This window comes from Prevotella sp. P4-98 (genome assembly GCF_002251405.1).
Lineage (GTDB): Bacteria > Bacteroidota > Bacteroidia > Bacteroidales > Bacteroidaceae > Prevotella.
The window spans coordinates 61,630-77,785 of sequence record NZ_NPJC01000032.1; the positions used below are offsets into that span (position 1 = coordinate 61,630).

The window sequence follows — 16,156 nt, forward strand, 5'->3', positions numbered from 1 at the left end:
TTTTATTTGGCGTAAGCCACAGAACGAGTTTCACGGATGACAGTAATCTTCACCTGTCCGGGATAGGTCATCTCATTCTGAATCTTGGTAGCAATCTCACCACTGAGTGCCTCGGTCTCTGCGTCATCCATCTTATCTGCACCAACGATGACACGCAGCTCGCGACCAGCTTGAATAGCATAGGTCTTGGTAACACCGGGATAACTCATGGCAATAGCCTCAAGGTCGTTAAGACGCTTGATATATGCTTCTACGATTTCGCGTCGAGCGCCTGGACGTGCGCCACTGATAGCATCACAAATCTGTACGATAGGAGCCAACAAAGTCTGCATTTCCATCTCGTCGTGGTGAGCACCGATAGCATTGCAGATATCGGGTTTCTCTTTATATTTCTCAGCAATCTTTGCGCCATAGAGTGCATGTGGCAATTCACTCTCCTCATCGGGCACCTTACCAATATCATGGAGCAGACCGGCACGTTTAGCTTTCTTAGGATTCAATCCAAGTTCGGAAGCCATAACCGCACAGAGGTTGGCAGTTTCGCGTGCATGCTGCAATAGGTTTTGTCCGTATGATGAGCGATATTTCATCTTACCGATGATACGAATCAACTCTGGGTGTAATCCATGAATACCGAGGTCTATAGCCGTACGTTTACCTGTTTCGATGATTTCGTTCTCCAGTTGTTTTTTCACTTTGGTCACAACCTCTTCAATACGCGCAGGATGGATACGTCCATCGCTGACAAGTTGATGGAGAGCCAAACGGCAAGTTTCACGACGGATAGGATCAAACGCAGAAATAACGATAGCCTCAGGAGTATCATCTACAACGATTTCAACGCCACAGGCAGCTTCAAGTGCACGGATATTACGACCTTCACGTCCGATGATACGTCCTTTCACTTCGTCGTTATCGATATGGAATACAGAAACAGCATTCTCTACAGCAGTTTCTGTTGCCACTCGCTGAATGGTCTGTATCACAATTTTCTTAGCCTGAGCATTGGCATTCAGCTTAGCCTCATCCATAATTTCGTTGATATAGCTAGCAGCATCAGTCTTAGCTTCATCCTTCATGGCTTCAACCAATCGGGCCTTTGCTTCGTCTGCACTCAGTCCAGAGAGTTCTTCCAGCTTAGCACGCTCCTGCAATTGCATCTTCTCAAGTTCTTCGTTTTTCAGAACCAGCAACTTCTTTTCGTTGTCAATGCGCGTTTGCAGGTTGTCGAGTTCATTCTTTCTGCGACCCAGTTCCTCCTGACGTTGGTTGAGCGAGATCTCACGCTGTTTCAGTCTATTTTCGCTTTGCTGGATATGCTGGTTGCGCTGTTGCACTTCCTTTTCCAGTTCGCTTTTCTTATTGAGGAACTTCTCTTTGACCTCGAGCAGTTTCTTCTCTTTGATAACTTCGGCTTCCTTATTGGCAGCCTCTACCATTTCATTATATTTTCCTTTGATGACATGACGGAAAATCATAAAGCCACAGAGTCCGCCAATTAGAAGGGCGGCAATGATAGCAAGGATGACTAATATGTCCATAGATTAAATTTGATATATATTATTAATATTCTCGTTTCAGTATATTACTTTTCTTTCAGTGCATGTTCCACTTCGGCTGTCAACTTATCGAGAATATTCTTGAAAGGCTCTGCGTCATGGTTGGCGCGTTCCTTTTGATAGAGCAGTGCTATATCTATAAGTGTCATCAAAGATATTATGTGTTCGCTTTTACGGGTTTTGTATGCCGCAGCGTATGCATTATATCTTTCAGTGATGAGCTTTGCTGCCGAGCGATAGAACTCCTCATCGTCGCGGTTGATTACCACTTCGATTTCCTCGTCATAGACGTGCAGCTTGATATGTAACTTGTCTCGGTTTGTTTCTGCCATGGTTCGGTCTCCTCTATTCGTTTTCATCGCTAAGGATTCCAATACACTTATTCACTTCTCTGATGAGCTTCGCCAGTCTGTCTTTAGCGCTTTGCAAGTCGCCATCGGTAATACTGATCATGCGTGCCATCTTAAGGGTCTCGTAGTCTTTCTGCTTTTGATCCAACTGTTGTCGCAGCGTTTCCATTTGCTTTTCGTCCTCTTCGATTTGGGCGTATAGGTCATTGTTCTCCTTTTTCAGTTCTTGAAATCGGAGAATCATCTGCCTCATGCGGGTTTCAAACGTTGCTATAGTTTTCTCGTTAGGCGTCATTGATACTTATTTTTGTCTTCTTTGCCTTGAGCTTTTTGGTTATGCCAATCATGACCTTGGCTGCAAAACATTAAAGACACACCCTTAATCTCTACAAAGGTAACATTTTTTATACAAAGTGCAACCTTTTCTGTAATATATTTAACTTTTTTTATTTCGTTTCTTGTTGTGCTGGCTGCTTTTCTTTTTTAGCAAGCATCACTACATGATATACGAAATCGGTGACCCATCGCTGTGAGAAACCAAGTTTCTGGTTGTATTGACGGATTGCCACGATAGACTTCAGAACACTTGCATCACTATAATCGTTTTTATTGAAGATGTCATTGATAGTCTTTTCGGTCATGGTATAAAGAGCCTTTTTGAAGAATCCGGGCAAGCGAAGTTTGAACTTCATCAGGTTTCCGGTAAGCATCATCAAGTCTTGTGAGAACGCAGAAAACTGAATCATATAGGTTTGCACATCCTGCGGTTTCTTGCAGCGACGACGAATGCTTTGGTCTATCTCTTTAGTGAAATCATCGCTCATGCCATATATCTCTTTCAGCATTTTCTTGCAGCGTGACTTTTCTCCCACACCGAGCTTATTGTTTTGAGTTGGCACGTGGAGTGTTTGTTTAAACACGCGTAAATCGGGCAATGCAGCCAGATTGGTAATGCCCAAGTCTGCTGCCATTACGGCCTGGAAATAAACGCGAATGAGAGTCATGAAGTCTTCCATGCCTCCTGTTTTCTGCTGTTCATCGGTGTTACGTCCGAATATTTTAGATAAAATTCCCATGTTTTATGTATTCTTTTAATAGATATTTACTAATGACTTGCAAATTTACGAATAAAAGTTGAAATGTCAAACTGATTTTGCAAGTTTAACGCTGTCGTCATATATTTCCGACTTGTTCAACGGCAACATGAACCACATGATATGCATTGAAGGTTCAACAAAATGGGGTTGGTGCAGGACGCTACCAACCCCTAACTATGAATGATAAGATAGTTCGGCAACAGCCGACATAGGCTTATCGGTGGCAAATATAGCATTTATTTCAGAAAAGAGCAAATTTTCACGTGTTTTTTTCTCATTTTCAAGCATTTTCATTATCTTTGCCCCATGAAGCAGCACTATTTTATATGGTTCTTGGTGGCAATACTGACATGTTCCACCGGATGTGAAAAGCAGTTGGACATGGTAGAAGATCCACCTGCGAAAGAAGACCGTGACACTACAGCAACCGACTCTACCGGTACAATAGTACCAGAAACGGGCATTGATCCCACTATCAAGCAGAACGCATTGACAGTGGCAGAAGCGCAATTGACAGATGTGGACCGTCAAATCTGCGTCAAGGCATACATTGTCGGCACAGCCTACAAGAGTCTAAACAACATACTTCTATGGCCTCCCTTCACTTCGAGCACCTCTATCCTACTGTCAGATACTCCGATTGTAACCGAAAATCAGACAGACGAGACAATTGACAAAAACAGTTTTCTACCTGTCTGCTTGACCGACAGAGCATCAATACGCAAGAAACTCAACCTCAAGGACAACCCCGAACTGTGGAACCATCAAGTATATATAATAGGTACGCGAGATTACTATATGAACGTGTTGGGATTGAAAAAAGTTTTGGAATATGAGATAGTAAAGGATCAGGAGTAGTAATAGAATAGAGATTATTCCATTACCAGTGCCTCTTTCTTACGATAAGCCACACCTGTCACCACACACAAGAGTTGTCCATTCTGATTCGTAATACGGGCTTCTACGGTTGGAATCTTCGGATGGTCTGCCACCTCTCGGGCTTCGGCACGCAGTCTATCGCCTACACGCGCCGATGCCATAAACATGATATTGTTCTCTATACCGAAGGTCAATTGCCCCCTACTGTTCATCACGGCAGCCAATGCCAAGTCGGCAAGTGTAAACAGTGCACCGCCCTGACAGACTCCGCCGCCATTGAGATGATGGGGTGTAACCGTCATTTCTGCAACAGCCCTTCCCTCTTCCATTTCCACGATACGACACCCTGCGTCTGCAGCAAAGCGGTCGTTCTTGTTTAAAAAATCTGCTATCTTCGTCATAATCTTCACATTTATATCACACAAAAGTAATACATATTTGACTTATTTCCAAATAAAATGCTTATCTTTGCACCGAAAAATCTACTAAAACACTCAAAATAATGAAAAGACTACTACAATTATTGTTCGTAGCCATCATTGTACCCATCGCCGCACAGGCCAAAGCCTGGGACGACAATGAGTATAAGCGCATCGAACAGAGCATTAAGGCTCCGACATTCCCAGAACGTGATTTTGTCATCACCAAATATGGTGCAAAGACAGGAAACACAGCTGCCAAGAACCAGAAAGCCATCAACAAGGCCATTCTGGCATGTTCTAAGAAAGGCGGTGGTCGCGTCATCGTACCGGCAGGTACCTATCTCACAGGTGCCATCACCTTGTTGTCAAACGTCAATCTCGTAGTGGAGAAAGACGCCAAGTTGCAGTTTGTGTTTGAACCAGACCTCTACCCCGTGGTGCCTACACGTTGGGAAGGTCTCGATTGCCACAACGTCAGTCCATGCATCTATGCCTACAAGCAGCAGAACATTGCTGTGACTGGTGAAGGTACTATCGATGGTGGCGGCTCGAAAGAAACATGGTGGCAATGGACGGGCGTACCCTACTTCGGAGGTGCACCCGACAAATTGCCCAACCAGCGCAGTGGCACCCGTGCCCGATTGCTGAAGCAAGCAGAAGACGGTGTTGATATGAACGAGCGCATTTTCACCAAGAATGACGGTCTGCGCCCACAGCTTATCAACTTCAACCAGTGTGAGAACATCCTCTTGGAAGACCTCACCCTGCTGCGTTCTCCATTCTGGGTGATTCATCCCCTGCTGTCGAAAAACATCACCGTACGTGGTATGAAGATTATCAACGACGGTCCTAACGGCGATGGATGTGACCCTGAGTCGTGCGATGGCGTGCTGATAGAAAACTGTTATTTCAATACTGGCGACGACTGTATTGCCATTAAGAGTGGGCGCAACCGTGACGGACGCCTTTGGGATCGCCCCAGTGAGAACATTATCATCCGCAACTGTGAGATGAAAAACGGTCACGGTGGTGTGGTTATCGGTTCTGAAATATCGGGCGGATGCCGCAACGTCTATGCCGAGAACAACGTGATGGACTCGCCCGAACTGGAGCGTGTGGTACGCATCAAGACCAATACTTGCCGTGGCGGTATCATCGAAAACATCAATGCCCGCAACATCAAAGTGGGTGTCTGCAAGGAAAGCGTACTGAAAATCAACCTCGACTACGAGCACAACGAGATTTGCTGTCGTGGATACATCCCCACCGTACGCAATATCAATATCGAAAACATCACTTGTGAGAAATCACAATACGGTGTGCAGATTATCGCACTCGACACTGCCTGCTATGTATATGACATCAATGTAAAGAACTGCCGTTTCAACGGTGTACGCGATGGAAACAGTATCAAAGGCATGACACGCGACGTGCGCTTCGACAATCTCTTCATCAACGGTTCGCTTGCGCTTCAGGAGAAACCTTTCAAAAACTACAGCCAATGGCTCACTTATTCTGAAATGAAGCGTGTACCCAAATCCTACCTGCTCGATTTTTCCAGCAAACCCAAATGGAGTTATGTAATGGGTATCGAACTGGAAGCCATGCTTGATACATATCTGAAACACGGCGGTGATGACATTCTCGCCTACTGCCGCGAATATACCGACACGATGATTGCCCCAAACGGAGCAATTCGCGGTTTTCGTATGGAAGACTATAACCTCGACAACATACGTACCGGCCATTTCGTAACACGTATGTACCAACTCCAACCAGAGAAAAAGAATCTGCTCGCCATGCAACTCATGATGAAGCAGTTGAAAAAACAACCACGCACCATTGCCGACAAAGTATATTGGCACAAGGCCATCTACAGCTATCAGGTATGGCTCGACGGTATCTTCATGGGATTGCCATTCTACACACTTACCGCTCGCGACCTGCTGAAGCAGAAAGATGCACAGAAGATTTACGACGATGCCGTCAACCAAATCAGCGTAACCTACCAGCGCACATTCGACCCCAAGACCGGACTCAACCGTCATGCTTGGGACGAAACACACGAGATGTTCTGGGCGGACAAGGAAACCGGACTCTCACAGCATTGCTGGGGACGTGCGCAAGGATGGTACACCATGGCACTGATCGAACTGCTTGATGCTCTACCTGAGAACTATAGTCGCCGTGGCGAAGTCATCGAGCTGTTGCGCAAAGACCTCGATGCTGTTATCAAGTGGCAAGACAAAAAGACTGGTGTGTGGTATCAGGTGATGGATTCACCCGAACGTGAAGGCAACTATCTCGAATCTACTTGTTCGTCGATGTTTGCTTATGCACTGTTGAAAGCCTACCGCAAGGGGTATCTCGGAGAAAAATACCGTGATGCTGGAATCAAAGCCTATAAGGGCATCATCAACAACTTCATCCGCGTCAATGCCGACAAGACCATTTCGCTGACACAATGCTGTGCGGTAGCGGGCCTCGGTCCGGGCATCAGCGCCAAAGTGTTGAAGGCTGCGCCAAAGGTCAAAGAGAACAAACGACGCGATGGTTCGTTCCAATATTACCTTAGCGAACCAGTCAGAGACAACGATGCCAAGGGTGTAGGACCATTTATATGGGCATCACTTGAAATGGAAATGCTTGGTTTCGATACCGACAATACAACAGCCTCGATTAATCGCGAGGCTGTTCTTTTTCGTAACAACCCCATCATCACCAAAGCCGACAATCTCGCATCGCTCACAGTAGGCAACGGCCATTTTGCCGCCACCGTCGATGTGACCGGACTGCAAAGTTACACCACCGATTATGAGCAAGGCATCCCCCTCACCACCATGTCTGATTGGGGTTGGCACTCATTTCCCAACACCGAGAAACTGACACCTGCTGATACTGAAAAATCCTACGACTTAGGACATGGTCATCAGGAAGTGTATGCTGTAGAATACAAACAGAACGGACGCAACAAGCAGGCAACCGAATATTTCCGCGTCAACCCACATCGGCTCAACCTCGGCGCCATCGGTCTTCAACTCACCGACAACCAGTCAAAACCCATCGCCCACAACCAGCTCACCGATATTCATCAGGAGCTTCACCTCTGGGATGCTCAGATTGATTCTCATTTCCTGGCAGACGGAAAACCGGTTGATGTCATCACTTTCTGCCGTCCAGACCGCGACCAGTTGGTAGCACGCGTCAAGAGTCCACTACTCAAAAACCAGCAAGCAAAGGTTGCCATACGACTCCCCTATCCCACAGGAAAGCATGCCGACCATGCAGCCGACTGGAGCAAAACAGACCGTCACACCTCATCAATCGTCAAACAGGATGCACAATCTGCTCTGATTCAACATCAACTCGACTCCACCACCTATTATATATATGTGAGATGGAACGGCATTGCCGACCTGAAGCCCATGGGCAACCATCAGTATGCCCTGTCAACCACCGACGATGTGTTGGAGTTTTCGGCAGAATACAGCCTTAAGCCCATCGACCGTCCCGCATCTGAAACCTTTGCCGACCACATGAAGCGCAACCAGAAATTCTGGCACCGCCATTGGTCAGCAGGTGCATTTGTTGATTTCGGACAATGCACCGACCCAAGAGCCAAGGAACTGGAGCGTCGCGTGGTCCTATCACAATATCTCACCTATATCAACTGCGCAGGCAACATGCCCCCACAGGAAACTGGCTTGACCTACAACAGTTGGTTTGGTCGTCCGCATCTGGAGATGACTTGGTGGCACGCAGTAGATTTCTGTCTGTGGAATCAACCCGACGTAGTGGCTCGCATGTTACGCTGGTATGACGATGTGGCAGCTCCCGTTGCACGCAATATAGCTAAGCGTCAAGGATTCAAAGGACTGCGCTGGATGAAGATGACCGACCCTTGGGCTGGCGAAGCACCGTCAAACGTTGGTTCGTTTCTGCTCTGGCAACAACCCCATTACATCTATCTCGCTGAAGAAATGTATCGTGCCAACCCATCAGACCAAACGCTTAAGACCTATGCTGAACATGTGGAACAGACTGCTGAATTTATGGCAGACTTTGCCAAAGCCTGCGATCGCGGCGGGCAGTACATTCCACTCACTGGCGCCACTGCCATGCAGGAATGTATGCGCAAGGACTTTTCCTACAACCATCCCTTCGAACTCAGTTACTGGCGCTATGGACTCACAGTAGCACAAAAGTGGCGTGAGCGCATGGGCAAAAGCCGTAATGCTGATTGGGACAACATCATCAAGCGACTTGCACCATTGCCTGAGAAGAACGGCATCTATCAGGCAGGTCTTCCATCAAAGGAAGAACCGCGCTTTGACGAACATTGCTACAGCGACCATCCTGCCGTGCTGGGTGCTTTCGGCCTCATCCCCACTCAGGGTATCGACAGTATCAAAATGACACACACACTTGACGCCGTGATGCACAACTGGCATTGGGAGACTACCTGGGGATGGGATTATGGCATGATAGCCATGACTGCTGCCCGATTGGGAGAACCCGAAACCGCACTTCAGGCATTGCTGATCGATACACAGAAGAATACTTATCTGCCCAATGGTCACAACTTCCAGACTCCAGACCGTCTGCGACTTTATCTGCCAGGCAACGGATCTTTGCTCACAGCCATTGCCATGATGTGTTGCGGATGGGACGGATGTCAACAGCCGCTCAACCCAGGTTTCCCAAAAAATGGCAAATGGAATGTGCGTTGGGAAGGCTTCAACCGCATGCAATAAGTCGCTATAGATAATTGAAAACGAATGATAGATAGGCAGGGAACAGCCTTTGTGGATTACATCACAAGGATAACACGCGAGAGTCGCATACAGTTATTTTAGTTTTCAGAAAAATTCGACCACTCGACCACAGACATATGTATCCCGCTATCCATCAACACATTAAACGGTGGTCGATTATAAAGACATCGACCACCAATCGACCACCAATCGACCACCAAATTGTAAGCGCATCCACGATACTCATATATGATTATCAAAAAATAAAGAATATCGCTCAGAAATAATACTGAGCGATATTTTTTGATAACGTTTTGCCAAGGTTTGTCCAACGATTAGCAAAACTATTGCCTAACGGTTGGCAAAACTTTGACTAACATTTGGCAAAACTATTGTCTGACGCTTGACAAAAGTATTTTCAACGTTTGACAAGAGTATTATTCAACGTTTGATAAGAGTGTTATCCAACGTTTGATAAGAGTGTTATCCAACGTTTGACAAGAGTGTTATCCAACGTTAGATAAGAGTATTACCCAACGTTAGATAAAAATATTATCAAGGTTTGAAAAAGTTGTGATAATCACCACACCCCCATTTAGGCATCGATATAGCGTATTCACATTGCTGTTTCACGTTGATGACATTTAACAATAAGTGTGGTCGAAGTGTGGTCGTAAATTCCAAATCACAGGAATCGACCACACGTGTAAGAGTTTGACTGATAACATGATGCAGACATCTGTGGTCGTGTGGTCGAAATTTTATAAAAACTCAAATAACTATATGCTGATGCGCTAACCGTATTTACTCAATATCCATCAATTTTTCGTTTTTGGAATATTGCACAACTATACACTATTCACAATATGCTACGCAGCGTAGCAGAATATTTCAAGAAAACATGCATTTGAAATAGGTTGATGGCAAAGTGGTGTTCGATAACCTAACGTTCGCGAATACCATTGGTACTTAAAAAACACTAAATATTGAGCATGATAAGCTCTGATGTAACAGGTTTGTAATATGCAATGAGTAACTTTGCGCTTTCTAAATGATAAAATGAGAAACAAATGGTAATGACAGAAACTATGTTCTTGGTAGGATTCGTGGCATTCATAGCCGCTATTCTCCTGCTTGATATGTTTGTAATCGACAGAAAAGCTCACGTGGTGTCTATTCGCGAGGCAACAGTATGGACTTTTGTGTGGATTGGTTTGGCACTTTTGTTCGCTGTGTTTTTGTGGTTTCATGGCGACATGGTGCATGGCATAGAGAATTTTAATGACCTACAGACGGTTGCTTCGAAGTATGCATCACACCTGAAACTCCATCCCGACGATTTTGAAATGAGTTTGCAGCAATACCGACATTACATGACGGTATCATACATTTCTGGTTATCTGATAGAAAAGACGCTATCTGTTGACAACCTGTTTGTCATGATGATGATATTCACATCGTTTGGAGTTGGGAAAAATGAGTATCAGCATGTATTAAACTGGGGAATACTCGGTGCCATTGTATTGCGCTTTGTGTTTATCTTCCTCGGTTCTGCCATTATCAGTCGCTTCGACTGGGTATTGCTCGTCTTTGGCGTAGTGCTTGTGTATAGTGGTGTGAAGATGTATCTCAATCGGAACGACAAGGCGGAAATGAACGTGGAAAAGCATCCGCTCGTACGTCTGCTGTCAAAGACCGGACGCATACATACTCAGTTTGAAGGAGATAAGTTCTTTGTGCGACGAGCAGGACGACTCTTGCTCACTCCGCTGTTTGTCACGGTACTCGTTATTGAGTTTAGCGACTTGATATTTGCTTTCGACAGCATTCCTGCTATATTCTCTGTATCGCTTGATCCCTACGTGGTGTTCTTCTCTAATATTTTTGCCATACTTGGATTGCGTGCCATGTTTTTCCTACTGGCAGCCATATCCGATAAATTCAGATACCTGAAATTGGGAGTATGTGTGCTCTTGGTGTTTATTGGTGTAAAAATGCTTATCCATGAGTATGTGGAGATAGATGCCGTGGCATCTCTTGTGTTCATACTGGGAGTATTGGGAATAAGCATAGGTGCTTCACTTTTTGCGAAGAAGTCATAGTAGTCACCAAAAACGTCAGGTATAAATCGTCTGATTATAAAGATTCAGCCCGACCGTTGATACTGCTCATATAGACAGAACAACGGTCGGGCTGGATATTGTTACGTTACTGAATAACGCCTGTGGACTTGTCAGAATGTTGTTGACAACGGGCTGTTTACTCTTCCATCAACTTGCGGTAACGGCCTTTCTTGATTTCGGTGTCACCCAAGCGGCGGGCTTTGTTGATTTCGTATTCCGAATAACTGCCCTCAAAGAAGAATACTTCGCCATTGCCCTCAAAGGCCAAAATGTGTGTACAGATACGGTCCAGGAACCAACGGTCGTGGCTGATAACAACGGCACAACCTGCAAATGTCTCCAAACCTTCCTCCAAAGCACGGAGAGTGTTCACGTCGATATCGTTGGTAGGCTCGTCGAGCAACAGCACGTTACCCTCTTGTTTCAATGCCAAAGCCAATTGCAGACGGTTGCGTTCACCACCAGACAATACGCTACACAGCTTGCTCTGGTCAGTACCAGAGAAGTTGAAACGGGAAATATAAGCTCGTGCATTCACATCACGACCGCCCAGACGCAACGTTTCGTTGCCTTGCGAGATAACCTCATAGACGGTCTTTTTCGGATCGATGTCCTTGTGTTGCTGGTCAACGTAAGCCAACTTCACGGTATCGCCCACTTCAAAGGTGCCGCCATCTGCTTGGTCGAGCCCCATAATCAAACGGAACAAGGTGGTCTTGCCGGCGCCGTTAGGACCGATGACGCCCACAATGCCGTTGGGAGGCAACATGAAATTGAGGTCGTTGAAGAGCACTTTCTCACCGAAAGCCTTCTTCACATGCACAGCCTCTATCACCTTATTGCCCAAACGGGGACCATTGGGAATGAATATCTCCAACTTGTCTTCACGCTCTTTCTGCTCTTGGTTCAGCATCTGCTCATAAGAGTTCAGACGTGCCTTACCCTTAGCCTGACGTGCCTTCGGGGCCATACGCACCCATTCCAATTCGCGTTCCAGAGTCTTGCGACGCTTGGAAGCAGTCTTTTCTTCCTGCTCCATGCGCTTAGTCTTCTGGTCAAGCCATGAAGAATAGTTACCCTTCCAGGGAATACCTTCGCCACGGTCAAGTTCAAGAATCCATTCGCTCACGTCGTCAAGGAAGTAGCGGTCGTGGGTTACTGCTATCACAGTACCCTCATATTGCTGCAAATGCTGTTCGAGCCAATCGATGCTCTCGGCGTCAAGATGGTTGGTAGGCTCGTCGAGCAACAACACATCGGGTTTTTGGAGTAGCAAACGGCAGAGCGCCACACGGCGGCGCTCACCACCAGAGAGGTTGGTAACAGCCCAATCGCCCGGCGGACAATGTAAAGCATCCATAGCGCGTTCCAGTTTGGAGTCGATGTTCCAAGCATCTGTAGAGTCGATGATGTCCTGCACCTCGGCTTGTCGTTGCATCAGCTGGTCCATCTTGTCGGGGTCGCCATAGTACTCTTCCAGCCCGAACTTATTGTTGATATCCTCATATTCAGCGAGCGCATCATAGATGTGCTGTACACCTTCCATCACATTCTCCTTCACCGTCTTCTGTTCGTCAAGGGGAGGATCCTGTGGCAGATAGCCTACCGAATAACCAGGACTCCATACCACTTCACCACGTGAAGGCTGTTCGAGTCCGGCAATGATTTTCATCAGCGTAGATTTACCAGCACCATTCAGACCGATGATGCCAATCTTTGCGCCATAGAAGAACGATAAGTAGATGTCCTTCAGTATTTGTTTTTGGTTTTGTGGGATGATTTTCGACACTCCCACCATCGAAAAGATTATCTTCTTGTCGTCAACTGTTGCCATATTGATGTCGTGTTATAAGGGTTATTCCCACTCGATTGTTGCGGGTGGTTTTGACGAGATATCGTAGCAAACGCGGTTTACGCCCTTCACCTTATTGATAATCTCGGTAGATACTTTGGCCATGAAGTCGTAAGGCAGATGTGCCCAGTCGGCGGTCATGGCATCGGTAGATGTCACGGCACGCAGAGCAACAGGATGCTCATAGGTGCGCTCATCGCCCATTACTCCTACGGAACGAACCGTGGCAAGGAGAACGGCACCTGCCTGCCATACTTGGTCGTAGAGTGATACTTCTATCTCGCCATCGGTCATTTCTGCAGGTACTCCTGCTGCAAGCACACGGCGTGCTTCATCACCAGAGAGTTTAACCTTATAGTCGCGCAGACCGCGGATGAAGATATCGTCGGCATCCTGCAAGACGCGTACACGTTCGGGAGTGATGTCGCCCAGTATGCGAACAGCCAGTCCGGGACCAGGGAAAGGATGTCGGGTGATCAGATGTTCGGGCATTCCCAACGAGCGTCCGACACGGCGTACTTCGTCCTTGAAGAGCCATTTCAGCGGTTCGCAGAGTGAGAGGCGCATCTCTTCGGGCAGTCCACCCACGTTATGGTGACTCTTGATGACCTTACCGGTGATGTTGAGCGATTCGATGCGGTCGGGATAGATAGTGCCTTGTGCAAGCCATTTGGCATCGGTAATCTTCTTAGCTTCGGCATTGAACACCTCAACGAAGTCGCGACCGATGATTTTGCGCTTTTGTTCGGGATCGGTAACGCCTGCCAAATCAGCAAAGAACTTCTCGCTGGCATCTACACCAATCACATTCAAGCCAAGCACCTTGTAGTCTTCCATCACCTGAGAGAACTCATTTTTGCGGAGCATACCATGATCGACAAAGATACAGGTCAGCTGATTGCCAATGGCACGATTGAGAAGTACGGCAGCAACGGATGAATCAACACCGCCAGAGAGACCGAGGATGACACGGTCGTTGCCAATCTGCTCTTTCAGTTCCTTAACTGTTGTCTCGATGTAGTTGTCGGCACTCCAGTCCTGACGGCCACCGCAAATATCAACCACGAAGTTTTTGAGCAACTGGGTGCCCTGAACCGAATGGAATACTTCGGGGTGGAACTGCACACCCATCACAGGCTGATGACCATCGTATGATCCCATCAATGTGGCATCGGGACAGTAATATGCTGCATTCTCTACAGTTTCGGTAGAGGCAACTACCTCTGAACCTGTTGGGATGGCGGTAATGGTATCGCCATGACTCATCCATACCTGAGAGTTGTTGTCGAAGCCTCGGAAGAGCGGACACTCCTTGTTGATGGTGGTAAGATTCTGTCGGCCATACTCGCGACTTCCTGCAGGCTCTACATTTCCGCCGTTGTTGTAGGAAATGAACTGTGCACCATAGCAGATGCCGAGCACCGGAAGGCGTCCCAGGAACTGTGTGAGATCGACCTTGAAAGCTTCGGGATCGTACACGCTGTAGGGGCTGCCGGCAAGAATCACTCCGATAACTTCTTTGTCATCCTGTGGAAACTTGTTGTATGGCAAAATCTCACAGAACGTGTCGAGTTCGCGCAGACGGCGAGCGATGAGCTGTGTCGTCTGACTTCCGAAGTCGAGGATAATGATTTTCTGTTGCATACAGTATTATTTATTATTGTTTAGAAATTTCTCTGCTTCATCCAGCGCATTGAGTTTGCCTACGTCGAGCACTTTCAAGTCAGACTTGACGCATCCGTATATATGTGCACGGTGGCATATGCTGAGATAGAAATCGATAATGCTGAATTTATCGGGGAAGCGTTCCATCAATCGGAACAGTCTGGGAGAGAAAGAATGAATGCCAGAGAAGGCATACATATTGAGCGGTTCGCCATGCTGTGAGAGTCCTGTGCGACGGATATATTCGTAGGGACTTTTGATTTCGCCAGTCTCTATATTCTTCCATCCCATCAGGCGCATGGCATTGTCGAAGAGCAGGTAACGCTTGGTTTTGCGTTCACTTACCAGCAATACTGCATCGTCTTCGCTGTTGTGTTGCCGGGCAAACCAGTCGTAACAGACATTGTCAAGGATATCTACGTTATGAATAAGGATGGGCGATTGCTCATCGTCGAAACATGTAGCAGCCTTTTTCAGTCCGCCTCCTGTATCGAGCAACATGTCGCTTTCATCGCTGATGCGAACCAGCGGAGCATAGTCCTGTTGCGCCACATGATCTATGATCATTTGTGCAAAATGATGCACGTTGACCACAAAGCGTTCGTAGCCTTGGGCTATCAGTCGGCGGATAATAAGATCGAGTAAAGGCACACCATTTACTGGCACCAATGCCTTAGGCATCGTGTCGGTCAAGGGCTTCAGTCGGGTTCCCAGTCCCGCTGCAAATATCATAGCCTGCTTCATTCTGCCTACAAAGGTACGAATAAGCGAGCGTAATACAAAGAAAAAACTCGATTTTTCTTTTATTACCGAGCGCAAGTACCTTCGACGCAAAGCGTCAGAGGTACGAATAAGCGAGCGTAATACAAAGAAAAAAACTCGATTTTTCTTTTATTACCGAGCGCAAGTACCTTCGACGCATAGCGTCAGAGGTACGAATAAGCGAGCGTAATACAAAGAAAAAATGCTTTCGGGCATGCTCGATCTCTTTATCTATGAAAGCAATGGCATCTAAGTATCGGTGTTCACGCAGGTGGTAAAGTGCTTTATTTGTAATGGTCTGGTAGTAGATGTTGGTCATGCCGTATTCTTCTGCTTTCGCCAAGAGTGGTTTCATTTGCTTTTCCACGTTGGCAAAAATCCAATACATGTTTTTCATATAGTATTCATTCGGGATGCATTCGGGATGCATTCGGGATGTCTTCGAATTATGATCAACGTAATATGTGCATTATATTTTCCAAATAAATCCCAAGAAACTCCCAAGTAAGTCCCAACTAACTCCCAAAAACGAACAGACAATAATGGGAATATGATGGGAGGTCAAAGGACGGAATGGGGAGGCAAGAAGATATTTGTCTATTTTGACAGCTGTGTATTTATAAAAAAGACGCTGAAACATCCAGCCCATCAGCAGATGGCAGACCGCATGTTTCAGCATCTTTAAATAGAAGG

13 protein-coding genes are annotated in these 16,156 nt (G+C 46.6%); 4 read left to right on the top strand and 9 right to left on the bottom strand.

The window, feature by feature from the left end:
* Positions 1–2: 2 nt before the first annotated feature.
* From rny to CIK96_RS05155, 4 genes are all read right to left on the bottom strand, one after another.
* Entirely contained in the window at positions 3–1,541 is a 1,539-nt protein-coding gene (rny, locus tag CIK96_RS05140) for a ribonuclease Y (RefSeq protein WP_094390109.1), read from the bottom strand.
* Positions 1,542–1,585: 44 nt separating this feature from the next.
* The gene (locus tag CIK96_RS05145) at positions 1,586–1,891 is read right to left on the bottom strand and encodes a cell division protein ZapA (RefSeq protein WP_094390110.1); all 306 of its coding nucleotides are present in this window, start codon (positions 1,889–1,891) and stop codon (positions 1,586–1,588) included.
* A gap of 13 nt (positions 1,892–1,904) precedes the next feature.
* The gene (locus CIK96_RS05150; protein ID WP_094439980.1) at positions 1,905–2,204 is read right to left on the bottom strand and encodes a hypothetical protein; all 300 of its coding nucleotides are present in this window, start codon (positions 2,202–2,204) and stop codon (positions 1,905–1,907) included.
* A gap of 151 nt (positions 2,205–2,355) precedes the next feature.
* The gene (locus CIK96_RS05155) at positions 2,356–2,985 is read right to left on the bottom strand and encodes a hypothetical protein (protein WP_094439981.1); all 630 of its coding nucleotides are present in this window, start codon (positions 2,983–2,985) and stop codon (positions 2,356–2,358) included.
* Between the two features lie 402 nt (positions 2,986–3,387).
* On the opposite strand from CIK96_RS05155, the gene CIK96_RS05160 reads away from it, so the two are divergent.
* Positions 3,388–3,864: a DUF6359 domain-containing protein gene (locus CIK96_RS05160; protein ID WP_144007491.1), complete on the top strand. Its 477-nt coding sequence runs from the start codon at positions 3,388–3,390 to the stop codon at positions 3,862–3,864.
* A 14-nt stretch (positions 3,865–3,878) separates the two neighbouring features.
* Here the strand turns inward: CIK96_RS05160 and CIK96_RS05165 are convergent, their stop codons facing one another.
* Complete coding sequence (locus tag CIK96_RS05165) at positions 3,879–4,286, bottom strand: PaaI family thioesterase (protein WP_094390114.1); 408 nt, start codon at positions 4,284–4,286, stop codon at positions 3,879–3,881.
* Positions 4,287–4,387: 101 nt separating this feature from the next.
* Here CIK96_RS05165 and CIK96_RS13690 point away from each other — a divergent pair, with 101 nt between their 5' ends.
* Both CIK96_RS13690 and CIK96_RS05175 read left to right on the top strand, forming a co-directional pair.
* Entirely contained in the window at positions 4,388–9,061 is a 4,674-nt protein-coding gene (locus CIK96_RS13690; protein ID WP_094439983.1) for a glycoside hydrolase family 88 protein, read from the top strand.
* A gap of 1,070 nt (positions 9,062–10,131) precedes the next feature.
* Positions 10,132–11,163, top strand: coding sequence for a TerC/Alx family metal homeostasis membrane protein (locus tag CIK96_RS05175; RefSeq protein WP_094436473.1), 1,032 nt, complete (start codon positions 10,132–10,134; stop codon positions 11,161–11,163).
* Between the two features lie 157 nt (positions 11,164–11,320).
* Here CIK96_RS05175 and ettA read toward each other — a convergent pair whose 3' ends face one another.
* From ettA to CIK96_RS05195, 4 genes are all read right to left on the bottom strand, one after another.
* Positions 11,321–13,018, bottom strand: a complete 1,698-nt coding sequence (gene ettA / locus CIK96_RS05180; RefSeq protein ID WP_094436475.1) for an energy-dependent translational throttle protein EttA — start codon at positions 13,016–13,018, stop codon at positions 11,321–11,323.
* 21 nt (positions 13,019–13,039) lie between these two features.
* Positions 13,040–14,680: a glutamine-hydrolyzing GMP synthase gene (gene guaA / locus CIK96_RS05185; RefSeq protein ID WP_094439984.1), complete on the bottom strand. Its 1,641-nt coding sequence runs from the start codon at positions 14,678–14,680 to the stop codon at positions 13,040–13,042.
* Between the two features lie 6 nt (positions 14,681–14,686).
* Complete coding sequence (locus tag CIK96_RS05190) at positions 14,687–15,445, bottom strand: nucleotidyltransferase family protein (RefSeq protein ID WP_094439985.1); 759 nt, start codon at positions 15,443–15,445, stop codon at positions 14,687–14,689.
* A gap of 94 nt (positions 15,446–15,539) precedes the next feature.
* Complete coding sequence (locus CIK96_RS05195; protein WP_158214832.1) at positions 15,540–15,818, bottom strand: hypothetical protein; 279 nt, start codon at positions 15,816–15,818, stop codon at positions 15,540–15,542.
* A gap of 195 nt (positions 15,819–16,013) precedes the next feature.
* Between CIK96_RS05195 and CIK96_RS13600 the strand changes: the two genes are divergently transcribed.
* Positions 16,014–16,148: a hypothetical protein gene (locus CIK96_RS13600; RefSeq protein ID WP_256387592.1), complete on the top strand. Its 135-nt coding sequence runs from the start codon at positions 16,014–16,016 to the stop codon at positions 16,146–16,148.
* The last annotated feature ends 8 nt before the right edge of the window (positions 16,149–16,156 follow it).